We start from the raw sequence: 25,485 nt of genomic DNA, 5'->3' as shown, positions 1-25,485 counted from the left end.
AAGGGCAAATTAATTTCATAACAAACGAATAAGCACATTGGGAGTTTTTCTGTTTGTTTTTAATGGCGTTGCATTACCTTCTTGCATATTCTTTTCCTATCTAGCTATAATATGGTTTAATTCATCAGGTTTCTTCCTTTTAACAAGTTTTTATTGGTAACCGAATTTCAACCGTGGTACCTTCATTTTCTTTACTATTTACTTTTATTGACCCGTTATGTTCCCGAACAATTCTAAAACATATCATTAAACCTAAACCTGTACCTTTTTCTTTATTACTATAGAAGGGCTCACCTAATTTCTGAACTCGCTCCTCACTTATCCCTATTCCATTATCGATTATTTTTATCAGGACATTTTTTCCTTCTATACTCCCTTGGATTTCTACAAACCCATTTTTAGGAATGGCTTCAATGCTATTTTTTATTATATTTAGGAAAACTTGTTTTATTTGGTTTGAATCACACATAATCTGAGGAAGATTTTGTTTATACTCTTGGAAAATTTCTACGCTTTTCAAATTTGCTTCTGGTTTTATTAATGTCACAACTTCTTTAAGTATATTTTTAATATTAACCTTTTTTAATTGAATTTCTTTTGGTTTGGCAAGATTAATAAATTCTTCAAGAATTTCCTCAACTTGTTTAAAATCTTTGGAAATTACTTCGAAAAATTCTTTCTTCATGATTCCTTCCTCTAAAAGCTTAATAAATCCTTTTATGGAAGTTATAGGGTTTCTGATTTCATGTGCAACACCTGCAGCAAGTTGACCCACAACTGATAATTTCTCTGATTTTGAGAGTTGTTCTTCCATTTCCCTTTTTTCAGTAATGTCTCTCCCCACTACTATAAAATGTTCAGGATCGCCATTTTCTCCAAGGACTGGGGTACCTAGTCCTTCAAATAATAACGATTTCCCAACAATGTTCACAAAACGAGCTTCCAGCCTTAATGGATTCATAGTGTTTAGTACTTTTTTAAATCCCATTATTACGCTTTGCTTGTCATCAGGATGTATTAAATCAAACGAACTTTTACCTATATAGGATTCTAATGGGTTACCCATTACTTTTCCAAGGGAAGGTGATGCATACTGTATCGTTCCAAATATATCCAATAACATGATTATGTCCGTCATGTTTTCCGAAATCAGCCGATATTTAGCCTCGCTTTCTTGTAATGCTTTCTCCGCTTTTTTACGTTTCGTTATATCTATACATGAACCTATGACTTGTACTACTTCTCCAGCTTTTTTAATAGGACGCAAAGTTGTAAGATAATTAATTCCATTTAACTCTTCCTCATATGTAACAAATTCCTCTCCTTCCCATGCCATCTTATAGTAGGCAGTTTTATCGAGGGCAGTTCTATAAGGAAGAAAATCAGCTAATTCTTTTCCTATAACTTGAGAAGGAATCATTCCAAGTCGGTATAATAATTCCCCGTCACATTGTGTATGAATAAATCGTTCATTAATATTCTTATACTTAAATATCATCCCTTGCTGCAAACGAATCGTATCGTGTAACTCTCTTTGGGCTGATTCCAATAATTCTTTCATTAACAATTGTTCATTAATATCTTTAGGGATTCCATGTTTTTCAACTATTTTTTCTATTTCAAACCGTTTTTCTTGTAATTGGAATGCTGTTAAAGGCTTACTTAAAAAATATCCCTGTCCTTCATCACATAAATGTTGTTGTAGAAAAACTAGTTGTTCTTTTGTTTCTATTCCTTCTGCCACTACAATCAAATTCAAATTATGAGCCATTGAGATAATGGTTTTAACTATGGTTTCACCATTTGGGTTGTTTCGAAGTTCTTTAACAAAAGACTGGTCGATTTTTAAGGTATCAACAGGAAAATTTTTTAAGTAACTTAATGAACTGAAACCTGTACCAAAATCATCGATACTAACATGGACTCCAATCTTTTTAAGCTGTTGTAATAATAATATTGTACGGTCAATATCCACTGTCATACTTTCAGTAATCTCAATTTCTAAAAAGTGTGGTTCTACTCCTGTTTTTTGAAGAATGGATTCAATGGTATTAATAATATTTGTCTGATTAAATTGTATAGCTGATAAATTGACGGAAACAACTGTTGAAAACCCTTGTTGCTGCCAAGTTTTATTTTGTTTACAGGCAGCATTCAAAACCCATTCTCCAATAGGTAAAATTAAACCTGTCTCTTCAGCAATAGGTATAAATGTTTCTGGCGATACCATTCCCCATTCTGGATGGTCCCAACGAAGTAATGCCTCAACACCCACAATTTTCCCAGTAGTTAAATTGATTTTAGGTTGATAGTGAAGTAATAACTGATTATTTTCTATCGCCTTGTGGAGCTCTAACTCTAATTTTAAAGCATCTACTCTTCCTTCATTTTCTTCAAAGGCGTAGAACTTATATTTATTTCTCCCCTCTTTTTTCGCCTGATACATTGCGTTTTCTGAATGTTTTATTAATAACTCTTCACTTTGTCCATCTTTAGGAAACTGGCTAACCCCAACAGAGATTGAAATTCTTATGTCAAACCCATTTATACAAAATGGACTTGAAAATGAATCAATTATTCGTTTAATCACAGATGAAATTTCATTATCGTCAAGGTTTTCCAACGTTAGAAGAAATTCATCTCCAGAGTATCGAGCTATGCAACCAAATTGATTTATTTTTTTCTCAATTTGCCTTGAGATTTGTTTTAATACCAAATCGCCTACTCCATGACCATATGTATCATTTACATTTTTAAAATTATTTATATCTATAAATAAAACAGCAAATGAACCAACAATAGATTGTGATTGTAACCTGCGTTTTAAGTATTTATAAAAGTAAATACGGTTCGGTATTTCTGTTATAACATCGTAATTAGCTAGAAAATTAATGTCTTGAAACTCTTTCTTTTTTTCTGTAATATCTCTAAAAAGTACAGACAAGCCTTCCTTCGAAGGAAATGCCCTTATTTCATACCATCTATTATTAAAAAACTCTTCAAATTCTACAGGTACTTGTTCGGACAATGCCCTTTTATAGTGTAATACAAATTTATGCAAGTCACTGTGTGGTAATACATCACAAATATATTGTCCAATCGCATTTTCTCGTTTTATTTGTAAAAGTTTTTCTGTAACATTATTTATATATTCAAATTTTAATTCATTATTTAACGAATAAAATCCATCGGATACTCGTTCTAGAATATCCTTAGTATTGTATATAAAACTCAATGGTGATCTCCTTTCGTCAGTACCTAAAAAAGGAACTAAATTATTCACTAATATATTATACAGTTACTTTCCATTGCAACGACAGAACAAATATAATACATCGATATTCTTAAAACACCTTGAACTTTCATCCATTATTAATCCCTTTTTGAAGAGTGTACCGCATACGGCATTTTTCGCTCTAAACTACAAGCTTCATTGGCCCAACAAGAAAAAGCTGCCCAGTTAATGGCAGCTGAAACTTTAACTCTTGCACCCGTTAGCCATCCATGAAGCGCAAAAATCAGCGCTTCACCACAGAGAATGAAAATGGTTAAGAACCGTCAATACTGATTCTACGGCTGGGAGAGGAAGGTCGCTTAACTATGGTGCGTTAGAGCCCATCCGTTAGTCTGACTCCAACGACCACGGTGCACCACTGACTGTCGCTCCCTTACGGGAAGCACACATGGTAGATTAATCCCATTCTGGTTGCTGCACCAGCCTCCAATTATATTCAGAGCCGTAGGAAGGATGTTTTCAATGGATGTAGTCATTGAAAGAGCATGCGGTATGGATGTTCATAAGGACAATATTACTGCTTGTATTATGACACCAGAAGGAAAGGAGATTCAAACTTTTTCAACTAAAACTGTATTTCTAATACAGTTGGTTGACTGGATTAAAGAGCATAATTGTACCCATGTTGCAATGGAAAGTACAAGTGTTTACTGGAAGCCTATTGTTAATTTACTAGAAGCGGAAGATATTGAGTTTCTTGTTGTGAATGCCCAACATATGAAGGCAGTCCCAGGACGTAAAACTGATGTCAAAGATGCAGAATGGATTGCCAAACTTCTTCGTCATGGACTCTTAAAAGCTAGTTATATCCCTGATCGTAATCAACGAGAATTACGTGAACTGGTTCGATATCGCAGGAGTATTATTGAAGAACGAGCTAGGCAACATAATCGCATTCAAAAGGTATTAGAGGGTGCAAATATTAAGCTAGGCTCTGTGGTTTCAGACGTTATGGGCGTTTCAGCTCGGGATATGCTTAACGCTATTGCCGAAGGAGAAGAGGACCCTGAAAAACTAGCAAACTTCGCTCGACGTACAATGAAAAAGAAAAAAGATGAACTAATGCTTGCCCTTAAAGGTTATATCAATTCACATCAACGACTAATGTTGAAAACAATTTTGAAGCATATTGATTTTTTAACTGAACAAATCGAGATGCTCGATCACGAAGTAGCAGGAAGAGTTAGCTCCCATCAAGAAGACGTTGAACGCTTAGACTCTATCCCGGGCATAGCTACCAGAATGGCTGAGCAAATTTTATCCGAAATCGGAACAGATGTTAAAAATCAATTTCCAAGTGCAGCTCATATGTGTTCTTGGGCAGGATTGGTTCCTGGACATAACGAAAGTGCGGGAAAAAGAAAATCATCTAAAACTAAAAAAGGAAACAAATATTTGAGGTCAGCATTAACAGAAGCAGCTCATTCTGTCAGAGGATCTAAAAACTATCTCGGAGCACTGTATCGGCGTACAGCATCACGAAAGGGAAAGAAACGTGCAGGAATAGTAGTGGCTCATGCCATGTTGAGAATTGCTTATTATCTCTTAACGCGTAAAAAAATATATGTAGACTTAGGCGAAGACTACTTTGATAAACAGAGACAACAGTCAATTGTTCGGCATTCCCTACGCAGACTTGAAAGTTTGGGATACTCAGTAACATTACAAGAACCTGAAGCATCATAATCCAGTCCGTATTCCTACAATAGATCAATAAATCAGGCGCTCTCCCCTTTTTAAAAAAATGAATGAGCTGCGTCTTCTTAAGTATTGCCTTTTTCCTTTAGTTACAGAAGTTTATTTTCATGGTAGTTAACTAGGTAACTGAATGATCACCAAATTCTTTTGGCCTTTTCAAATTTATTCAGGCTTATTTGATTTTTTGCATTTCGGCTTGGACTAAAGTGTTATGATTACTAATATTCTCATCTAGATATGTTTAGTAAATCCGAGACTGAACTGTTTTACTGAAAACATAGCCTGAATTACATCGAATCCGATACTTTTAGCTTTATAGCCCATACTTGAATAGAATTGGTGGGCATCTTTTCTCTCTGACCGATTTCCGCTATTCAAACAATTGAAATGGCACCTTGTTAACTTTCTGCTTAATTGCAAACTTTTCAACAGAGGTTGGATAACCAAGTTGCTCCATCAAAGGAACCAATATAGGAACATCGTTTATTGTAGCGTTTCTAACATCCATCAAATCTCCTCTAATAAAAATGATAAGGTACTTTATTCTCTTTTAGAAATGAAACTCCTTCATGAACATTAGCAGATAGTAAAGGATACCTATTGCTCCCTGTTATACTCCCAAACTTTTACGGTCAGTTTTGTGAGTAAGGGAACCATTAAAAAACGACTTTGTCATCCGTACAAAGCCGTTTTTTTTACTATCATCGTATGTACTAACCTTGAGATCCTTCATTGTAAAATTGAAATGTTACACCGAATTTATCTTTAATGACCCCGTAAGCAGGATTAAAACTTGTTTCTGAAAGTGGCATTTCAACTTGTCCGCCATCTTGTAATGCATCAAACACTTGTCGAGCTTTGTCTGTATTGTCAAACGTAATGCAAATGGTTACCAGGTTTCCCTCTTGAGCTGGTTGACCAGGGAATGTATCTGAAAACATAATGACTGACTCTCCAACCTTAATCGTAGCGTGTGCAACAAGGTCTTTTGCATCCTCAGGTAAAGGAAAATCTGGGGAAGTAGGCATTTCTCCAAATGTAATAACTCCTAAAGTTTCTGCATGGAATACCTTTTCATAAAATCCAATGGCTTCTCTTGTATTTCCGTTCAACTGTAAATAAGGAATAAATTGCGTTTTATCAGCTCCTCTGATTTCGTTGGAGTAAGTACTCCAAGTTTTATTATAACCAACAAGATCGTAAAATACACATAATTTCTGATTATTCAAATTATTCATTATTAGGCTGGCCCTATGGTCATCTTTTAGACGATATCAAAATACCTAACTCCTGTCTGATGCTGCTCTTCTACCACTGCAATATTCACAAGTTCCACTGTCTCTGGTCTTGTTGGAAGTAATACATTAACTCCAATAATTTGCTGTCCAATTTTCAGCTACAAAACATTCGCTGCTATTAACATATTCCTCAACAATCGCTCTTGAGGGATCCGCCACTAACAACAATTTCTATTGGAACTTTATCAGTTTTATTAAGTTTCCTAATATCCATTTTATCTCTTTTATTCACCTCCTCTCGTTTATCCGAAAATTATATATAATTGTTAGATTAAACAATCCTGCCCGTTACCACAATAAAAAAGCCGCCAATATGACAGCCAGCTCCATTCTTCAACTCTTGTACCCGTTCGTTTAAGTACATCACTCCACAATTTGGGCTAGTGTTTCAACCAACACCAAAAAGAACCGACATTCATTCGTTAAGTCATTGCTTTTCCTATAGCTTTTTAATACCTGTAGTCTCCGTTAGGATTGTTTATTTTGATATCCATTCATAGTGAATATCAGGTAAATTTTCTTCATTTTCGTGGCCTCTACCAATGATTTTAAATCCATTCTTTTCATAAAATCGTTGTGCATTCTCATTTACTTCAAATGTATATAATGTTAATCTCCCACTTGATTTTGCTTTTACTTTATCTAGTTGTTTGACCTATATCCATTCCTTGATAATCTATATATATAAAGTTGGCTTATTTCCGTTTCATTAGAAGCAATCATTCCAACTACTCTATCGTCAATTAACGCTAAAGTTATTTGAAACTGTTCAGGTAATATTTTATTTAAAAAATGAACGTGATTGCAAAACTATGAATTTCTTTCTGACCAATTGCCCGTTCCTTACTATTTCGCCACATTTTCACTGTTTGTTCAGCGTACTTTGGATTATACTGAGTAATTAGGATTTGGGGTTGGTTCACTACAATACCTCCTCATTTTTGTTTACTGCTTTTTTTGTTATTTTCTTGTTATCTTGTAATAAATTCGATGACATGTATTTAGCTTTTATAAAATATCTTCCTAGATTCGCTCCCTATACTGCCCCGTTTATTCCATAAGAAATTCAACATTAATAGGCATAAATCTTTCTTTAATCAATGCTTTCTTTTATAAAAACAAAAAAAGTTGATGTACATCCATTAATACAGAAGTGATCCCCCTATCGTGGATAAAGGCCCTTTTATACTATATATCCATAAAATGAATAAGCATCGATACTCCAAATGCAATGATGAAGTAGATGAAAGCTAAGTATGTATGTCCCAGACTATATAGGAGAAAACTTGCTGCTGAAAAAAGGACTAACTCTAAAATAGAACCATAAAAACCTTGCAGTTTATAAGGTGCATTGGGGGAACCCAACATAGACCAAATAACTGCTACCACTAAGGGTACTCCAATAGCTCCAATCATTTTCCCTTGCTGAAAGCCCCAGATACCAAAAATGATGAGAGCTAAGATTTCGCAAATAAACCTACTTGCCATGATAAGTAGAGTCATTACCAACCTCCTAATATCTCTTTTTTTCTATAAGTCACACGTTTTTAATTTTACAAGTTCTATATCCGCTAACCTGCCTGTTCGTTCAATAAAGACTTCTACAAAAAAGGCGGTGAATCCTGCCTAGACCAACGCCCCGTGGGGTGATCCCTTGCTATTTGCTCTCTTCAGATTGCAAACTGCTCCCCCTATGAGAATTCATAGGCGGTGAATTTCCTGCTATTGTATTTAGGGGATGCTTAATAAGAGGAGATAGGCGGAAATATTCCGATTAACTGCACTAAATCATATAAAAATCCAAGGATTTGGATCATATAACCGGAAAAACTCCTCTTATTTTTAAGGAAATATGGATATTTCCCAATTTAGCCGGAATTTTTCCGTTTACCCAGATGTGGGATTAAACGAAAGCTGGCGACTGTGCAAGCTTAGTTGCAGCCATCCTAATACTCTGCAGATGGCGGATGGCAATGGCGACGGCGTTATTCACTGGAATGAATTAATCATCTCGAATGACATTGTCGCTAATTAGTAATTCATATTAAAAAAAGGTAATAATATCGATATTTCATTAAATATGCAGGGTTCAACTTTCCCCATAAAAAAAGCATCTAATCATAACTTGGTTAGATGCGTGTTCAACAGTACATTCAGTTGACAAGTCAATACTAAAAGTAGAAATGAAAGTTCTAGAAAAATCACATTGGGTGGAGAATCTGGTGTATACAAACGTTTTTGTTAAAGGGATTTTACTATCCAACGACAACTTCTTCATTGTTTGTATCAACACTATCTTCTATTTCTCTTCTGATTTTTAATTGAGTTACTTTGTATCTTATATTGCGCAAGTGCTTTACAGATTGTATCATATTTAATTTAGAGAAAAATGGTAACCTTTCATGAAGTTCTCTATCACTAGAATCAATAATTGCATAAACAACTTCAATCTCAGAAGGATCATATTGATCCTCACTAATGTATTCAACATAGTCCTCATTAATTTCTGATATTTTTTCTCTGCTTGCTTTTCTAAAATCAACGTCTTGAAACAAACTCTCACTAGATACCTTACCTTGAGAAAACAAATGACTTAATGTTGAAGAGCTTTTCCAAGGTTTTACATGAATGAGATGCTTTTCTTTACTCATTAAATCACAGATTTCAATTTTACTTCCTTGATACATAACATTCTTTGTATCGAGGGTAATCATATTTGTGACTTCTTGTCCAACTCTAAGATTATATTCCCCTTCTTTTTCCTCTTGTTTACAAGGAGGTAAGTCAATTGAAGAAGTTGGTATATTCCTAACATATTCGTCTACTGAATTTGCAAAGTCATGATTTATCTTGAACCAATTTCCTACAGTAAGGACATATGTTTCATCTTCATAAACTGTTTCAAATACTACACAGTCATATAGCTTCCATTTTGCTACTCTATTTTCATTAATGTTATCCCAAGTATAGACAGAGTGACGCTTTAACTTTTCTAAATCAAATTCGTCAAATTTAGTGATGTAATTGAAATATTCTTCAATACTCAAGTCATTTATTTTATTACCATGTTCAGTAAATGAAAAACCTCCAATATCGTTCCAGTCAATAATTTCTGGTGGTGCTAGATGCAATTTGTTCTCTTCTCGACCATTAATATTATTAATCAACTTCTGATCAAGTTGTCCCTTCAAAACGCTATCATTTACTATTTGTAAATTATCAACCCAGCTAAAATTCTCTCTATAACTATTACTGTTATACTTTTCTTCTAAAATGGTACATATTACTCCAAATTTCCTGAAGTTATCTTCAAAGTCATAGCTGAACTGGACGGATTCTCTACCAGTAATTACTGTTCCAAAGTCTTCATTGGTTGGCTCACCAGTAACCGATTTCAGAAAGTCTTTGACAACATCGATTCCAAATGTATTAACATTTGTAGTTCTGCTGGTTTGTGTTCTTGAGTGTATTGTCATTTCACTTATAGTCGCTGTATCAATACTTCTCAATTTTTGAGGATCAACGCTGTTCAATACAACTTTTATTCCAAAATCCTTAACAATTGCTTCATCTTTTAATAGGTATCTTCCAAATCCAAAAGGAAATGCAAAAATACGATTATTACTTCTAACAAATAATATTGCTCTTGACGAGCTATTAAGTAACTCAGGCAAATCACTATTTGAACCACTTTGCAATAACTGTAACCATTGAGGGGAATTTTTTGAAGTGTATCCTACAACAATTAAACCATCTAGGTTAAATTCTTCATTTAATTGATAATATTCTACTTCTATGTCTTCTCTTACTACATCTCTAAAATCATAGTATTCTTCTTTGATTAAATAACTTGTAATACTCAGCCTAGCCATTCAATTCCCTCCACAAAAACCCAATATTCCAACTATTCCAATTATATCATAATCAGGAATTTAGTTCCTTAAGTTTCGACAAACAAATACAAATGCTTATATTTAATATAAATACCTAATAAGTACATAAAGTAATTCGACATTCTTAGAATGAAAACTGAATTTTTTTCGTAATTTAACTTCTTTATACCTAAGGGGGGAATCCCGTTAAGTCTCAATTTTTTAGTGATGTGTTGCTGAAGCGACATAGGGTAATCACCGCTAATGACCCACATTAGAATGTGGGAATTACGCCCCATACCCCTCGAACTAAAAAAGAGACCCCTTGAGGGATCCCTTATCAACCAACTGCTATATGCTCTTTTATTAGTTTATCTAGTGTTGGTCTTGATAATCCTAGTTCCTTTGCTAGCTTAGTCTTGGACACTTCTCGTTTCATCTACCGCTGCTTGTCGAAGTCTCTGGGATTGTTACTTCTTTTCTTCCTTTATACTTCCCTTCTGCTTTAGCTACTGCAATGCCTTAACATTGTCTCGTAAGCATATTTTCACATTCAAAGTCATTAATTGCACTAATCATCTTTAACATCAATCTACCTATAGTGATGCTTTCCTTAGCATTTTAAATTATATAGATAACACTTCTTTATCAACTAATTATCTTTAAAACTCACTTTTTTCTCTACTGTCCTTTACATTTTACTATTAAAATCCAGTGTTTCGATTAAATTTTACTACGGTTAACTTAAGTACATCCCTTCTCAAAAAATAGTGAATCTCATTACATAGTTTGTGTCTACTACCTAATACATGAGTTACTCCACAATCTGGCCCGGTTGTTGAAAATAAGGTAATGACAATTATTAAACTAAACTGCCTCGTTCCTTTAATGATGGTTCCCCAATCGATTTTATCCGCCTACTACAATATGCTCTAAATAGACAATCCCCATAAAAATGAGCCAAACCGCCAATGGAATGGCCAAACTCTTAATGGCTAGGAACCATTTATAATTGTTGTTTTTCTTTTGTAGAAGTCGATCGGTAATAAAGAACAACATCGAAGCACCTAAACTATACAATAATAGGATAAGACCAAAAACACCGTGCAAAATAGCTGAAATAATGATTTCAGACTTTTCATTCCCTATTTTTGTTGAAATCATTTGGCTGACTTTATCACTAATGATAGAAGTTAACACTCCATAAATTAAAATAGCTGGAAAACTATACATCAAATAAAGAGGTGTGGTTAATACAACAGCAAATAAATAATCTGATATTGATGTAATAGCTTCACCAAATGGATTTGGCACGATTAAACCTAACAAAATAGCAAACAAAGAACCTGAAATAGATGCCGAAATAATTTTTCTCGATAGAATTTTATTCACCTCCATATAACGCTAACATTGAATTTTGCCAATTCAGGCTACCATATGAATTGGTCATTTCAAATACAAATGATGTAAATAAAAAACCTAAATACTATTTAAACAAGATCCTTATAAGGGTTTTATCAAGAGGAGACACAATAAAAGGAGCTGGATCTTCAAGCTCCTTTTGGTATGTATTGTAATGATATTGCAACGAAAGAGCACCCTTTTTTCATAAAAATAGTATGTTCCACAGAAAAAGGCATAAATTGTGAATTGTTACGCGTATAAATCTATAGTTGGTAAACACTACTATTATACCTTGTATAAAGATATCCCACTATTTGGTGTCCCTTTTAGCAAGGAACAGTTTTTTAATGCTAGCCTGACAGTCCAATAATTAAAAAATAATCGCATAATTAACGTCATTATTGTACAAATTAAGTTTGATGTTGCGCAGCATTAGCAAAAATTTGAATAAGCAGGAAAAAATCTATCCTTTCCAAATCCGGGGTAGATTTTTTCTTTGTTCTTGAGAATTAAGCTACTGTTCTGATTAAAATAACCTGCTTCGTTAGCGCAATAAGAAAAGCCACCATAAATGACAACTCCTATTTCATCTTTTGACCCTTTCGCTTAGTAAATTACTGTATTCTTTTTTGTTACTTAACCCTAAAAAAGGCGATACTTTCTTAGCATCGCTCTATTGGTAAATCTATGAATTTGTCTGAAAAGTTCAAATCGGTTTGATGAGTATTTTCTGCAATAAATGATCTGACAAAGAAACCAAAGCATACTTGGATTATGATATAGGGCATAACAAGAGTTGAAATGGATAACGGAAAAAATTGCTTTACAAACATTAAAAGTCAGGAGCATTCCCCCAACAATTTTGATTATATAAAACCATTGAATGGAATGATAAAAGGAAATTTTTAAGAAGGATATTTTTATTGCTATAAATAAAATCACCTATTTTGGAGAAAATATTCCTGATCGTTTGGGTTTGGAGGTTGCATATGAGAAAGCTCAACGTTGCGAAAGCATTATTGCCGGCGATGATGGTGTTATCCTGGTTTACGATTCCCTTGCTTGAAAAAAAAAGCCATTAAACGTTTTTTGCCTGCAAGTTTTTTGATGGCAATTGTAGTTTGGTTTGAAGGTGAATTAGCTAAAAAGCGAAAATGGTGGTGGTATTATGTTAAAATCCAGCCTAAGTTATCAGGCCGTTTTCCTTTAACTTGGGGACCATTTTTAATCGGCTCCATATGGATTTTGCGGTTTACTTACGGTAAATTCATGTTGTATTTGCTGTTGAACCTTGTTGTTGATACAGTTTTCACCTATAAATTTGTGGATATGCTGAAAGACCTTGGACTTGGAATAGCCTCGTTAGTACGTTTGAAGAAATATCAATTATCGCTTTTATTCTTTGTAAAGTCTTTGCTTTTGTACGGATTTCAGATGCTAAGAGAAAAAGTGGGAAGGAATCTATGAAAGATGTGTTGCTGTTATATCCTTGGTTTTTTATGTGGAGCATGAATTATGTTTTGAGAATACAAGGAATAATAATGAAATATGGTATAAAAAAGAAAAAGAAAAGTCACTGGTGTTAAAGTGATTTTTCTTTTTTAGGTAGCTATTTACCGTTCTTTTACTTTAATTTATCTTTTCCTTTTCAGCATGGTAGATACCCATTTCATTTAAGGGACAAATTTATTCAAGTAACCTGGCCATAGGAAAGCCTCCGTTATCCGTATCCTCTCTAAATCCCAATGATATCCATGTAGGCAAAAACACGCGCAAACTATACCCGTAGAATCTATGATGAATACTTTTTCTTTGTTATCATTGTAAATCTATAGGAACGCCTACCCTCCCTAGTTTTAAAATGAAAAATAAGCGCTTTATTCTTCTTTTTACAGAATAGCGCCATTTAGTTGATTAAACTTTTGATGTCCACATCAAGCACCCCGTTTGACTTCCTGCTGGCTTTCCTTATTATGTCATTGGCTAATGTCCATTCCTTTTTGGTTTGAATCCGTAGGAACAGTTGGAAATCTCAAAAAGAGGCTCATTGACCATTTTGACTGCCATTTGGGCAACACGGTCTTTGATGGTCGGGTTGCCAAGCGGTCTGATTTCGGGATGCGGACCCTTCGGACCGGGCTCGGGTGGAAGCTGCCTTCCTTTTGCTTGCCCCCACAAGGTTACTGGCACAGGACTTCAACCTTATGATTTCTCTACCAGCTGCCTGTCAGCTACTGTTACTCAGATTGAACTTTCACCAATTAGTAATCAATGCTTGCCTGGGCGCATAAATAAAAAAGGGATTGAATCCATACATGGAGTTTGAAGTAGCATGGACGCAGTGTGCGGGCATGAATGTGGTCGGTTATTGCGGCCATGCAGGTTAAAACTGAATTTGCGCGTGAACTAAATACAGGGCGGCTTTTTAAAGGTATTTTACCTAATGAAAAAAAGGACTTGACTGGATGTCAAACCCGCTAAACAAATAATTTTTTACCAGGAGTTGCTGTGAGAACTTGTTTGCCACTCTCAACAAAACTTATTAAGGGCGTTTCCGATACATTATGTTTCCAAAATTTGTGATGAATCATTTTTTAATAAAAACAGATTATATACACAAGGAGGTGAAAACATATGTCAAACCGTAGTGGTGGACGTAACCGTCTATTAGTGCCAGGTGCAGATCAAGCACTTCAGCAGTTAAAATATGAAATCGCTTCTGAATTTGGTGTACAACTGGGTGCTGACCAAACGGCTCGTGCAAATGGTTCAGTAGGTGGAGAGATCACGAAGCGCCTTGTTGCTACAGCTCAACAGCAATTAACTGGATTAACAGGACAAGCTGGCTCAACATCTCGCTAAGATTAACAAGTAAAAACAAAATATTACGATGGATTTTCATAGGATTCCCACCTTTTACCATTCATTTTTCCCTAATAGAGCCTAAAATGTATAACTTTTAAAAAAATCCATATAAAATTTTTAATTGACTATAAAAAAGTCATGAATTGAACTTACTGTAAAACTCTAACCTCATTTGCGTTAGCTTTTTACTTATGGATATTCACTCATTAAAACACCTTTTAAGCAGGAGTAGTCCCTTTTGATTTTACATACATTAAAAAAGAGACAAAAGCCATAATATTGATATCAAAATCTATTGGGGGAATGTGTTATATCTATTGGAAAAAAACAAATAGAGGAAATTCTAGGGATTAGCTTTAGAGCACGGCCAAGAGAATTGAAAACAGGAAATGACCACAACCAAAATTTGATTATCCATAGAGAAATCCAAGGGGAAAAAGTATATGTCCCTTTAAATAAAGACCTTTGGAACTTATAAATATCCATGGTTTTTTAGCAGAAAAATTATTGTCATTGCCTGTCATTAATCAATCACTTGAACCTTTCAGATGTTTGTATAGGTTAATCTTCTTTATAATGCTATTCGGGACTTCTACTGGATGGATATAGGGCGTTAATAATGATATACATGAAATTTTCAATCCCATTTTTAGAGTTAAAGCTAACCTATACGTCGGTTAGCTTTAACTTATCACATATAAAATCGTACCATTCTATAGGATTTTTGCTTAAACTAATTCATATTGTTAACAAAAATCCATTTTTAAACTTTCAGCTTAAATGAAGTGGAGCATAGGCAGCTATTCGAAGCATGGCATCTTTGACCTTTTCTTTCATCATAGGATGTTGTCTTATTAATTCACTTATCGTTATTTCTCGCCTTCTTATTTTTCTGGTTATCCTATTTAACTCCTCTTCCTTTACTCCACATAGCTTCTCTTCTAAAAACATACACTGCAATTCATCTGCAACCATGTCCTCAATATTCATCGATTTCCACCAAACAAGAGTTTATTTAAAGCTAAAAGAAAGCGGTTTTTATAATCCTATGTGAAAGAAGAAAATTCTGCATCATGTCTTTCCTGTCCAATGCCCGAGAAAAAATTGAATAACCAAATACAAAAAATGTTGAATGAGAGCACAGTTATAACCACTCCACACAAACCTAAATAGGATACTCCTTAAGATAAAATGAATGACTGAAAAAAATGTGTGTGATTATGGCCAAGATAATGACATGTTGGCTTCAAACATGAGAAGCGTGGGGACGTATCCTATGCTTACGTTTTCCCAATAAGATCGAACAGTCCGTTAACCTACACTTATTAAAAGAAGCAAATGGTCGTCCCTTTGCTTCCTGAGCATTCGTCAACGTTTTTTCAAGATTGCCTTCATATATTTATATTTAGTCTTTTCCCTGGCGTTCCCATTCATTACTAAATACGGAATCAACTTCAGTGTCATAAAAATCATCTCTTGTTTACTATACTCAGGTACTAAATGCAGTGCATTCATCAAAATAATAGTAGAAGCATATTTCCATTGTTCTTACGATTAAATTACATAGGAGAATATTAGTTCGCGAGATAGTTTCTGTAAATTTTTCATAAATTAAGTCTTCCATCCTAAAGCTTAAAAAATTTTTACTTTTTGTATAAGGATAAAGCTAATTCTGATAGGAAAAACCTTTCCAAAATTTTAGACAACAATTCTGCTTCGTTTGCACAATAAGAAAAGCTGCCATAAATGACAGCTCCTTACTTCAACTCTTGCAGCATTTAGCTTAACAACTCATATGAGTCTAACACTCGCTCTATCTTCCTTGCACTACTTGGCTTTTCCTGTTCCTTTACAAGAATCACAATCATGGACATGAACGGATTCCAATCCTGAAGAAAAAAATCCCCTTCCTGAGCAGTCAGGACATATTCCCCTTTGAATCTTTTTCTCTCGTCTTTTTTCTCTTCGATTACCGAATAAACCCATATATATCCCTCCTAACTTTTTTCTTTTAGTATACCTATCTGTATTCTTTTTAAATGAATCCCTTTTACAATAATGAGAAAAGTTTTTGCCCATAGGAGTGAACGATATTCAACAAACCAAGCTGTCAAGAGCCAAGAATTCTTTAGTTTTTCGTCACATCTCCGTGGCTCTTAGCCTTTTTAACGAGACAAGATCAGCTGCAACCATTCGATGTCCTCAGTCGATTAACAGGTGAGCGGTATCGCTTTTGCTAACCACTGAATCCCCGCGGAATAGAATACCAAACACAATGAGACATACTTCCTGTATGGTCATCTTCGGTACGAATTCCTTGACTAAATTGGCATCAAGTTAAACGATGAAAACTGTCATCGTGATTGGTTCTTTTTGGCAGAGCAGTGGAATGTACTGTTCAAAATAATGTAGGGTGATTCCACATTTGAATAAGAGAGCTCCTCCCTATTCTTTTGGAACATATTTTGTGAAACGAGAAAATTCGGGGCGTGCCTTTGACGTTAAATTTTAAACTAGTTTTGTAATCATCAATTTTTCAGCCTGTAGCATAATTGAACAATTCCAGAGGAAAACGTTCTTGTGTCAACATGTTCTAAATTCACCCTCTGTTTTACATCAATAAACAATGGTTTTCCTTCTCCTAAAATAACAGGGTGAACAATAATCTAAATTCATCGACAAGATTGTACTTGATAAAAGTTGTTATAAGGCTCGCTCCGCCGTAGAGCCAAATATCTATACCAGGCTGATTCTTTAATTTAATAACTTCTTCAACCACGTTTCCATTAACGAAGTGTGCTCCCTATCCACTTCCCTGTTGGGTTCGGGAAAACACATACTTTTCTTTTTGGTGGATGATGTTCCACATGTCATCCACATCATCGTTTTCCGCAGCATATTGGCCCTATAAATCATAGCTTTTTCTTCCGTATAATATCGTATCGATTCGATTTAGAAAATGGATAAAGTCCATCTCGGAGTCCATATGCACCAGTCAATTTCTCCATTCTTCCCTTCTATAAATCCGTCCAAAGTAGCGGCTAAATCTAAAAGAATTCTTCGTGGCCTCATTATCTCTGACATGTTTTTCCCTCCATTTCAATTAATATTGATTATGTACTACCTGCGCGGTGTATTGTTGCTCCCTAATATGGACAACTGCTTAGCACACGATTAAACAAAAAATAACTTAAATGAGAAAAAAGAATCCATTTTGATTAGCCTTATCAAAATGGATTCTTTACTATGTCGTAAAATACGGATTCTCGATCGATCCTTCCCTCTACTTATATTATACAACGATTTGTAATTCATTTATAGACTACTCTTTTAGCCAATCCCATACTATACTGTAATACAAAAATCAACAATTTAAGGAGTGTACCAAGTATGAATGACAAAAAAAATGTCTTGGATAAAGGTCCTTTTTTTCACGGTACGAAGGCAGAGCTTTACTGCCACATTGGATGCAGCTAAATGGGGTGCTGAATTAGCTGCATCAACGTCAAAAGAAAGAATCTTCATTGTAGAACCATTACGTGATTTTGAAAATGATCCGAACTTAACTGACAAAAGATTCCCTGGAAACCCAACACGTTCTTACAGGTCTATGTCTCCATTGAAAATAGTCGCAGAATTAAGTTCATGGGAAAGACATTCCGATGATGAAATAAATCATATGTGTGCATCCCTGAAAAAGTTGCGTGAACAAGGAAAAGCTGTGATAGACGATTAAGGCTTAAAATATCTAGAACAGAAAGGTATGTGTTAGATAACCTCCAGGTATTAAGGCCTGGTTATCTGTTTACTTATCTATTTTTCAAATTTCCTAAGTATAACCACCTGCATCAGAGATATCCTATCTTATGGAGGCGTTAAACATGGGTCGAAAATTTGAAAAAAACATTATAAAATTGCTTTATTTCTTTGGTATTAGTTCCTTTATTTACTTAATTAAAAAACCACTTGCAAAGGACTGGCTCCTTGTTTTCTTTATAAAAGGTTATTATGCATCATTGGTCGATAAACTGGTTGTAAATAAAGGTTATGTTCAATATCCCACAAAATTTCCAAAACAAGTTAATACAAGCGTGTTGTTTGATTATATACTTTTCCCAATTACATGTGTCTTTTATAATCAACTGACTAAGGATTCCCGCATCCTTCAGTGCCTTTTAAAAGTTCTATATTTCAGTGTGCCGATGACTATTACTGAGTTATGGCTAGAAAAAAATACACAGCTTGTTAAATATAAAAAGGGGTGGAATTGGAAAACCACTTTTTATTCGCTTTCTTTTTCCTTTTTATTGGTCAGGTTTTCAATGTCTATTATAAGACGTCTCTTCAATAATAAATACGATTTTTCCTAGATGGAGGCTTTTAACCAACAATAAGAGTAAAAAGGATGAGGCGTTTTGAGGAATATGTTTTGGAATAAGAGGATTAAAAAAATCCGCTACGAAAAAAAAGACGGCAACGAGCTTTCTCAAAAAAATGAGGATTTATCGATTGAATCACTTAAGGTAATCATTTCAAATATGGACGATGGAGAATTAATCGAACACAGTATCAGCAGAAACCGAAAAATCACGATTGTTTACATCAAAACGTTGATCAACCCGGAAAGATTAAATGAATCCATTATTCAGCCAGTGAAAAATTGTTCGGAATAAATGATCCATACCTGCCTTTCCTCTGAAAAGACTGTCGCCGTTACCACGCTTGATAATGCCCAGAAGTTGATGATGCAGGGACATGTTCTTATTTATGACGATAAGGGGCACCTATGGGCTGTTCCGCTGGAAAATCCTTTAGCGAGAAGCGTTGAAGAATCTCAATCGGAGACCATTTTGTATGGTCCCAAGGACAGCTTTACGGAACAGATCGACCAAAACATAACCTTGCTTAGGAGGAGGCTTCCGCTGACAGAACTTAAGACGGAAAAATTTTCTGCAGGGTACCTTACTAAAACGAAGGTTGTCATGCTGTATGTAGAGGGAATAGCCAATCCGGATATTGTGGATATTGCCCGTAAAAAAATATCTAAAATCAATTTCGACATGATTATTGAACAGTCCAATTTGGCCGCATTCATGGAGGATCATATTCATTCCGTTTTTCCGCAGTTTCAGCAGACAGACCGCCCGGATCAATGTGCATATTCTCTCGGACTCGGCAAAATTGTCATTCTTGTAGCGAATACACCGTTTGCATTAATTGCTCCAATCACATTTTTCCATCTATTTCAATCACCGGAAGACTATATCCATCGATGGATTGTTGCGAGTTTCCTTCGCAGCCTCCGGTATGTCAGCTACATGGTTTCAATTTTGTTGATTCCTCTCTATGTGGCTTTAACCACCTATCATTATCACATCATTCCACTTCAGATTTTATTTGTTTTATTGGAATCCAGGAGCAAACTGCCCTTTAGTCCTTTCTGGGAGGGGCTGTTAATGCTGGTTGTATTGGAGATCATTAAGGAAGCGAGTTTAAGGATGCCTAATAAAACGAGCACTACCCTGGGGACGATTGCTGGTATTGTGATTGGCCAGGCAGCCGTCGAAGCTGGTTTTGTCAGCAAGATATTAATTGTGTTAGTAGGGGTAGCTGCCGTTGCATCTTTTTTAGTTCCCAACTATTTATTAAGCAAAACAAACACTCTCATTCAATTTGCCTATTTGATTTTAGCTTCCTTGCTTGGCATACCAGGAATTGTGTTAGGCTTAATCCACATGCTGGCCCACCTTAACGGCCTCACAAGCCTGAAGCAGCCATATTTTGCTCCGATTGCACCGCTCTACTGGAGAGATTGGATGGATTTTTTTTTCCGGGCGCCAATTTCATGGATGAAAAAGCGTCCAAAACAGGCAGATGCTCTCTTTAAATCGAGATATAACCGGGGAGACGGGTAAATGGGGGATTATAAATTGTTTGACAAGACAGCTGAGCTCGGAAACGGCTTTATCATCGCTTTTGTACATCAATCCCAGCTGCTCTATTTTGTCTTGTTCCTGCCCAAGATGTTGCAGCAGTCGTATTTATTATTTGGAATATTGGCAGTAGGCATCCTTTCCCAACTTAATTTGCTTATTTTATCAAAGAGCTTGTCTTATATGGATTCAAAGCAAGGCTACAATGGGTTCGCCAAGCTGTTTGGACATCGTAATCTTCGCATCATCGCCTTTGCGGGAATTGCCGTCATTTTAATCAAACTCTGCTTTATTGTTCTTGGATACGCTGAAATCGTCCATCAATTTATTTTTCCATCCATGCAGCCCTCATGGCTGTTTCTGTTCATAATGCTTATATGCACTTATATAGCCAGTCAGGGGATGGAAAAAACTCTGCGTTTCGGTATTATCGCATTTTTTTGTACGTTTTGAATGATCTTGCTGTACATTCCATATTTCATTCCTCCAGAAGCTGATGTGCGTGATTTATATCCGCTTATTCCTGCTGCTGGTCGGGAAGAGCCCGCCTGGAAAGGGATGTTAATGATCTGGTCATCTTTATCAGGGCCGGAGTATATAATTCTCGCATTGCCATGGATTAATCCCAGACAGAAGACAAAGGTTTATATGGAGTAAGCTTTTTTGTCCTTCCGGGATGTCTCTTTATGTACTGAGCGTGCAGAAATCCGAATGGCGCCATATAAGCTGAGCAGCAAAAAGGATGCCAGGAAAACATATTGGAACATTTGCATGGATATCATCACAATTTCTATTCTTTCAAAGACAGGTGTCTGAGGGTATCGGATCATATTGAGAACCGGAAAACTGATTTTTCCCAAGTAATAAATAATACAATATACAAGAAAACCGAAATACCATTTGCAGTGGATAAATATCTCAATGAAGGCAATTTAATTTGAAATATTACAGGGAAATAAGTATACGTTTTTTCAATAAACTCATGAATATTAGTGACCGTAATCTCTCCTTGGTTCTCTTTTTCGTAATGTTTAAACATCCTGTAAAGATAGTAATCCAGGTCTTTTTGCTTTTGCATCTGATTTTTGGCGTACGCCTCGAAATCCCCCTTGAACAATACGAGAAAAAGCCGTGGGGAAACTTCCGGATCGGTTAGGAGCGTGTCCAACAAGTTTATAATTCCAGTTTTTGCAATCTGTTCATCAATAAACAGCATCCGGAGCTGCCCAAACCGCTGCCTTTGTTTTTTAACGGGCTTTTCGCCTTTTGCCATTGCATGAACCTCCCCCAGGGATACATCCAATGGTTCAATAACGACGTTTTTAAGAAATTTGGACTTGCTTAGAAGCAGGAAAAATTGATCTTGTTCTTTTCCGTCTGCCCTTCTAGCTTTCCGTTCCTGAAAAATCCAGTTCCCTCATAGCTGAAGCTATTATTTTCTATATTAAATAACGGCATATAGGGATCTGAATATGGCATGCCTGTTCTTTTACGGCACACCGCAGCAAGGAGGAGCGATGGAATGAGCAAATAAGTGAGCGCACCGGACCAAAGCTGCAGGTTCGTCCACCCGTTAAGCTCCTTTCCTTCTCTTAGTGAAGAAACACGTAAATTTGAAGGATCATACTGTTGTTTTAAAAATTCAGTATCAGGGAAGAATTGATGAATACCGGGGATCCAAAGACCTGAACTCGCAGGCCGATTTTTACGAGTTGACAGACGAGATAAAAGATTATTTGGAAGAGGGCACAGTTAGTTTGCTGAATACATTTCAGGAGTTAGGAGTGGACCCCCTTGAAATTGGGCGGCAGACGTTGACACCGGCTTCAAAGTCCATGTCAGCGGAAGAGTGGCTAACATTCTGGAAGAGTGCAAAAATCAAAGTAGACTGCAGTATAGAGCTTGAACCGCTAACAACATAAAATCAGAGGGCGAATGTTCTGCTTCCTAATAATACCGGCCTTCCTATGAAAGAAAGCCGGTTTTATTAAAATGAACTGTTTTAAGAAATAGTTTTTACGATTTGAGCCAATCCCTCACTAATTGATGTCGCTGGACGGCCAAGAAGTTTCTCGAAATCACTGTTTTCGATTTCCAGTGTACCTTCACGAATGTCTTTTTGGATGGAGACAAGCATAGGAATGAGGAATTCCGGCAGGCCGGCATCTTTCATAATTTTAGCGTAGGCAGCGTCGTTGACTTGTTGTACTTGCACTTCTTTGCCCAATACATTTCCAAGAGCGGATGCAAATTCCTCCTGGGTCAACAGCTTGCCGGAGAGCTCGTAGATTGTGTTTTCATGCCCGCTGCTGGATAGAACTGCCGCAGCAGCATCTGCATAATCCTGCTGCAGAGCCCAGCCAACTTTTCCGCCTCCTGCAGAAGTCACCCACGGTGCTCCTGCCATTACCCCCTGAATACTTGGGATTTCATTCTCCAAGTACCAGTTGTTGCGGAGGAAGGAATAAGGTATGCCTGTATTAAGGATTGCTTCTTCTGTTGCCTTATGTGTCGGCGCCAGGAAGTTATTGCTTTCCTGTGCGTTTGCGATGCTGGTATAGGCAATATATTTCACTCCCGCACGTTCTGCGGCAGCCACTGCATTGCTATGCTGGCGAATTCTTGTTTCATTATCACCGTCTGCTGAAATAATTAAAAGTCGGTCAATTCCTGCAAAAGCCGCCTCCAATGTTTCCGGACGATCAAAATCTCCTTGACGGACTTCTACTCCACGATCCTTCATAGCTTCTGCCTTCTCTGGGTTACGAACACTGACAGCTAATTGTTCAGATGGGACAGTTTTCAGTAATGCTTCCACCACTTTTGTTCCAAGCTTTCCTGTTGCTCCCGTAACTAAAATTTTCATTGGTTGTTCCTCCAAATTATATTTAAAAAAATTCCATTCCTAACTTGTATTAATTTTGAATACCTGTATTCATCATAGATACTTGATGTAGTTTTGTCAACAAATTTGATAAACCTTTTTTATTTTCTACGTATTTTGCTGTATAATACCTGGTAACCAAATTAAATAATACAGCTTGGATGATATATCTTGTTATCAAAAATAAGGCAGGTGATTGAAATATCTATTAGCAGCCGATTTACCGTTGGTGTTCATATATTAGCTCTGATTGATTTAAATAAGGATGGGGTAAGCTCTTCGGAATTTTTAGCAGGAAGCGTAAACACCAACCCTACCTTAATAAGGAAAATAATGGGGATGCTAAAAAAGGCAGGATTGCTTCAAGTCCAGCCTGGCATTGCAGGGGCAAAACTGGCAAAGGACCCCTCACATATAACATTGCTTGATGTTTATAGGGCCGTCGACGTTGTCCAGGAAAAAGAATTATTCAGCGTGCATGAAAATCCGCACCCAGATTGCCCTGTGGGAAGGAATATTCAGGATTCCATCGCCCCTGTATTGTCAGCAGCTCAATTGGCTATGGAAAAGGTATTAGGAAATGTAAGCATTAAGGATATCGTGCAGGATATTGCCGGAAAAGAGAAATTGGAAATAAATCAATTATAACAAAGGCATTCTTTAAAACAGAATGTCTTTTTCATTGTAAAATTCTATCGACCACCGCTGAAGTAATAATCAAAATTATTGATGAATTGGACGTAGCCAATTATTTTTTGTGAGGATCTTAGAAAACTCTTTAATAGCTTAGAAAAAATTTTTTCATTCTCAATAAATATGACCTGCTCCCCTTTTTGAATGCCAGATGATATGAAAAATTTCATGAAAAAAGAATGTCTTATAATGAAGGCAAACCCCATATTTAAGTTGGGGATTGCCTTTTTTACTGTTAACTCCTAGCTTTTGTTAGCCTAACCCCTTAATTCTTATTTAACTGTTTGATTGTTGTGCGATGTTAAGGGCGGTGTTGGAAGCAGTTAAATCAACCTGCAGCTGTTCCTTCAATTCATGTGGATGGTAATATCCTTTTGCAATCATATAATTAGTGATGTTTTCGTGAGTTTGAATGGCAGCGCGCAATTGTTCTCTTAACGCTGTACGCAATTCTGGAGTAGCCGATTCTGTGATAGCAATGGTATAGTTTCTGACTCCAGCCTTTGTCGACATTAAAAAGTCCGTTGCGATCACCTGATCGGTCATTCCGCCCATCCCCACCATATTTTGAACAAATTGGTTCATTATTCTGCCTCCCGATTCGTTATAAATGTTTGCAATTGCGCAATATGGGTTTGTCCAGCCGTAACATCAGTTGCAAGTATGGTTTTCAATTCCTCGTCCTGTGCCAATGCGCTCATCGTAGATGATTTGGTCAAGCATATGTTTTTAAAGGTCAATAATTCATGTACGTCAAGAGTCTCGTGCAATCCTAAATACTTTACCATTTTCGTCACTCCATTTATTTTGGTATTTTACCCTCTTATGTTTTCAAATAGGTTGGCTCTATATTCATCACTTTTCTTGGATTCATGGATAGTTAAAACATTGCATAGATGAAAGAGGTTTTCGCCATAATACATTTGTCAAGTTAATGGAGGTGAGTATGTGGACCAGGAAAAGTTAGCGCTGCATGAAACATTGGAAACACATGAAATCCTGAACTTTAAAACCGTTTGTTTGCTTAGATCGAAATTGATGACGGGAATTTGCTTCAATAATGAGCTTAAACAGCTTATGGAAAAAGATGTGAAGCAAAACATTCAAGATATCAATGAACTGCTGCCTTTTTATAAGCAAAGCGATGTAATACATTAAGTGGAGGTGAAATAAATGCAGGATTACCTTGATCCAAGAAATTCAGAGGGCATGCCAAATTTAGCAGATTCAACATTTGCTATGGATTTTTTATTATCTGTAAAAAATGGGATACGCAATTACGGATTTGCTATTACAGAAACAGCAAGTCCTGAACTAAGAAGAGTATTAACGAAACAACTGGAAGCCGCCATCGACTTGCATGGAGAGATTTCCGAGCTCATGATAAAAAATAAATGGCTTCATCCATATAACTTTAAAGATCAGGTCCCTATTGACCTAAAAGGGGCAGAGACAGCAGTTCAAATTGGGCAGATGACTCTCTTCCCTAACGATACGGACCGGGGCGGAATGTTTGCAACACCAAATCAATAAAAGGAGGGAT

22 protein-coding genes and 4 pseudogenes are annotated in these 25,485 nt (G+C 36.1%); 11 read left to right on the top strand and 15 right to left on the bottom strand.

Annotated elements, in window-relative coordinates:
• Window positions 1-139: 139 nt before the first annotated feature.
• Window positions 140-3,235, bottom strand: coding sequence for an EAL domain-containing protein (locus M3182_RS19030; protein WP_251559609.1), 3,096 nt, complete (start codon window positions 3,233-3,235; stop codon window positions 140-142).
• 522 nt (window positions 3,236-3,757) lie between these two features.
• On the opposite strand from M3182_RS19030, the gene M3182_RS19025 reads away from it, so the two are divergent.
• Window positions 3,758-4,981: an IS110 family RNA-guided transposase gene (locus M3182_RS19025; RefSeq protein ID WP_251559607.1), complete on the top strand. Its 1,224-nt coding sequence runs from the start codon at window positions 3,758-3,760 to the stop codon at window positions 4,979-4,981.
• Window positions 4,982-5,363: 382 nt separating this feature from the next.
• Here M3182_RS19025 and M3182_RS19020 read toward each other — a convergent pair whose 3' ends face one another.
• The 7 genes and pseudogenes from M3182_RS19020 to M3182_RS18985 form a co-directional block, all read right to left on the bottom strand.
• Entirely contained in the window at window positions 5,364-5,501 is a 138-nt protein-coding gene (locus M3182_RS19020) for a hypothetical protein (protein ID WP_251437704.1), read from the bottom strand.
• Window positions 5,502-5,706: 205 nt separating this feature from the next.
• Window positions 5,707-6,231 (bottom strand): VOC family protein, encoded by a 525-nt coding sequence (locus M3182_RS19015; RefSeq protein ID WP_251559605.1) that lies wholly within the window; start codon window positions 6,229-6,231, stop codon window positions 5,707-5,709.
• Between the two features lie 538 nt (window positions 6,232-6,769).
• A pseudogene (locus tag M3182_RS19005) lies at window positions 6,770-7,151 on the bottom strand (GNAT family N-acetyltransferase).
• A gap of 328 nt (window positions 7,152-7,479) precedes the next feature.
• The gene (locus tag M3182_RS19000) at window positions 7,480-7,794 is read right to left on the bottom strand and encodes a YrdB family protein (RefSeq protein WP_251559603.1); all 315 of its coding nucleotides are present in this window, start codon (window positions 7,792-7,794) and stop codon (window positions 7,480-7,482) included.
• Between the two features lie 752 nt (window positions 7,795-8,546).
• Window positions 8,547-10,163: a DUF6119 family protein gene (locus M3182_RS18995; RefSeq protein WP_251559601.1), complete on the bottom strand. Its 1,617-nt coding sequence runs from the start codon at window positions 10,161-10,163 to the stop codon at window positions 8,547-8,549.
• A 340-nt stretch (window positions 10,164-10,503) separates the two neighbouring features.
• The gene (locus tag M3182_RS18990) at window positions 10,504-10,602 is read right to left on the bottom strand and encodes a helix-turn-helix domain-containing protein (RefSeq protein ID WP_251559598.1); all 99 of its coding nucleotides are present in this window, start codon (window positions 10,600-10,602) and stop codon (window positions 10,504-10,506) included.
• Between the two features lie 470 nt (window positions 10,603-11,072).
• A complete protein-coding gene (locus tag M3182_RS18985) occupies window positions 11,073-11,561 on the bottom strand; it encodes a hypothetical protein (protein ID WP_251559596.1) in 489 nt (162 codons plus the stop codon).
• A gap of 1,113 nt (window positions 11,562-12,674) precedes the next feature.
• Between M3182_RS18985 and M3182_RS18980 the strand changes: the two genes are divergently transcribed.
• Window positions 12,675-13,034, top strand: coding sequence for a hypothetical protein (locus tag M3182_RS18980; RefSeq protein WP_251559594.1), 360 nt, complete (start codon window positions 12,675-12,677; stop codon window positions 13,032-13,034).
• A 516-nt stretch (window positions 13,035-13,550) separates the two neighbouring features.
• Here the strand turns inward: M3182_RS18980 and M3182_RS18975 are convergent.
• A complete protein-coding gene (locus M3182_RS18975; RefSeq protein WP_251559592.1) occupies window positions 13,551-13,757 on the bottom strand; it encodes a hypothetical protein in 207 nt (68 codons plus the stop codon).
• Between the two features lie 444 nt (window positions 13,758-14,201).
• Here M3182_RS18975 and M3182_RS18970 point away from each other — a divergent pair, with 444 nt between their 5' ends.
• Window positions 14,202-14,429 carry an alpha/beta-type small acid-soluble spore protein gene (locus M3182_RS18970; RefSeq protein WP_251559590.1) on the top strand — a complete coding sequence of 76 codons (228 nt, stop codon included), beginning with the start codon at window positions 14,202-14,204 and terminating at the stop codon, window positions 14,427-14,429.
• Between the two features lie 774 nt (window positions 14,430-15,203).
• Here the strand turns inward: M3182_RS18970 and M3182_RS18965 are convergent.
• Both M3182_RS18965 and M3182_RS18960 read right to left on the bottom strand, forming a co-directional pair.
• On the bottom strand, window positions 15,204-15,422 hold the full coding sequence (locus M3182_RS18965) for a hypothetical protein (protein WP_251559588.1): 219 nt from the start codon (window positions 15,420-15,422) through the stop codon (window positions 15,204-15,206).
• 1,538 nt (window positions 15,423-16,960) lie between these two features.
• A pseudogene (locus tag M3182_RS18960) lies at window positions 16,961-17,516 on the bottom strand (dihydrofolate reductase family protein).
• A gap of 306 nt (window positions 17,517-17,822) precedes the next feature.
• On the opposite strand from M3182_RS18960, the pseudogene arr reads away from it, so the two are divergent.
• From arr to M3182_RS18945, 4 genes and pseudogenes are all read left to right on the top strand, one after another.
• Window positions 17,823-18,168 (top strand): annotated as a pseudogene (arr, locus tag M3182_RS18955) (NAD(+)--rifampin ADP-ribosyltransferase).
• 130 nt (window positions 18,169-18,298) lie between these two features.
• Entirely contained in the window at window positions 18,299-18,802 is a 504-nt protein-coding gene (locus M3182_RS26240) for a CBO0543 family protein (protein ID WP_349775465.1), read from the top strand.
• Between the two features lie 54 nt (window positions 18,803-18,856).
• Window positions 18,857-20,347 (top strand): annotated as a pseudogene (locus M3182_RS18950) (spore germination protein).
• Window positions 20,348-20,818, top strand: a complete 471-nt coding sequence (locus M3182_RS18945) for a hypothetical protein (RefSeq protein ID WP_251559587.1) — start codon at window positions 20,348-20,350, stop codon at window positions 20,816-20,818.
• A gap of 373 nt (window positions 20,819-21,191) precedes the next feature.
• Here M3182_RS18945 and M3182_RS18940 read toward each other — a convergent pair whose 3' ends face one another.
• Window positions 21,192-21,638, bottom strand: coding sequence for a Ger(x)C family spore germination protein (locus M3182_RS18940; protein WP_251559585.1), 447 nt, complete (start codon window positions 21,636-21,638; stop codon window positions 21,192-21,194).
• A 340-nt stretch (window positions 21,639-21,978) separates the two neighbouring features.
• Here M3182_RS18940 and M3182_RS18935 point away from each other — a divergent pair, with 340 nt between their 5' ends.
• Window positions 21,979-22,287 (top strand): Ger(x)C family spore germination C-terminal domain-containing protein, encoded by a 309-nt coding sequence (locus M3182_RS18935; RefSeq protein ID WP_251559583.1) that lies wholly within the window; start codon window positions 21,979-21,981, stop codon window positions 22,285-22,287.
• 80 nt (window positions 22,288-22,367) lie between these two features.
• On the opposite strand, the gene M3182_RS18930 is transcribed toward M3182_RS18935, so the two are convergent.
• The gene (locus tag M3182_RS18930) at window positions 22,368-23,231 is read right to left on the bottom strand and encodes an SDR family oxidoreductase (RefSeq protein ID WP_251559581.1); all 864 of its coding nucleotides are present in this window, start codon (window positions 23,229-23,231) and stop codon (window positions 22,368-22,370) included.
• A gap of 219 nt (window positions 23,232-23,450) precedes the next feature.
• On the opposite strand from M3182_RS18930, the gene M3182_RS18925 reads away from it, so the two are divergent.
• Window positions 23,451-23,897, top strand: a complete 447-nt coding sequence (locus tag M3182_RS18925) for an Rrf2 family transcriptional regulator (RefSeq protein WP_251559679.1) — start codon at window positions 23,451-23,453, stop codon at window positions 23,895-23,897.
• 321 nt (window positions 23,898-24,218) lie between these two features.
• Here M3182_RS18925 and M3182_RS18920 read toward each other — a convergent pair whose 3' ends face one another.
• Complete coding sequence (locus M3182_RS18920; protein WP_046524578.1) at window positions 24,219-24,527, bottom strand: spore coat protein; 309 nt, start codon at window positions 24,525-24,527, stop codon at window positions 24,219-24,221.
• On the bottom strand, window positions 24,527-24,730 hold the full coding sequence (locus M3182_RS18915) for a hypothetical protein (protein ID WP_251559579.1): 204 nt from the start codon (window positions 24,728-24,730) through the stop codon (window positions 24,527-24,529). The genes M3182_RS18920 and M3182_RS18915 overlap by 1 nt, the downstream gene beginning before the upstream one ends.
• A gap of 160 nt (window positions 24,731-24,890) precedes the next feature.
• Between M3182_RS18915 and M3182_RS18910 the strand changes: the two genes are divergently transcribed.
• Window positions 24,891-25,100, top strand: a complete 210-nt coding sequence (locus tag M3182_RS18910; RefSeq protein ID WP_046524576.1) for a hypothetical protein — start codon at window positions 24,891-24,893, stop codon at window positions 25,098-25,100.
• A gap of 15 nt (window positions 25,101-25,115) precedes the next feature.
• A complete protein-coding gene (locus M3182_RS18905) occupies window positions 25,116-25,475 on the top strand; it encodes a spore coat protein (RefSeq protein WP_251559577.1) in 360 nt (119 codons plus the stop codon).
• The last annotated feature ends 10 nt before the right edge of the window (window positions 25,476-25,485 follow it).

The organism is Mesobacillus maritimus (assembly GCF_023715205.1).
In the GTDB taxonomy this organism is placed as follows: domain Bacteria; phylum Bacillota; class Bacilli; order Bacillales; family Cytobacillaceae; genus Mesobacillus_B; species Mesobacillus_B maritimus_C.
This window is presented reverse-complemented; position numbering and strand designations above follow the sequence as displayed.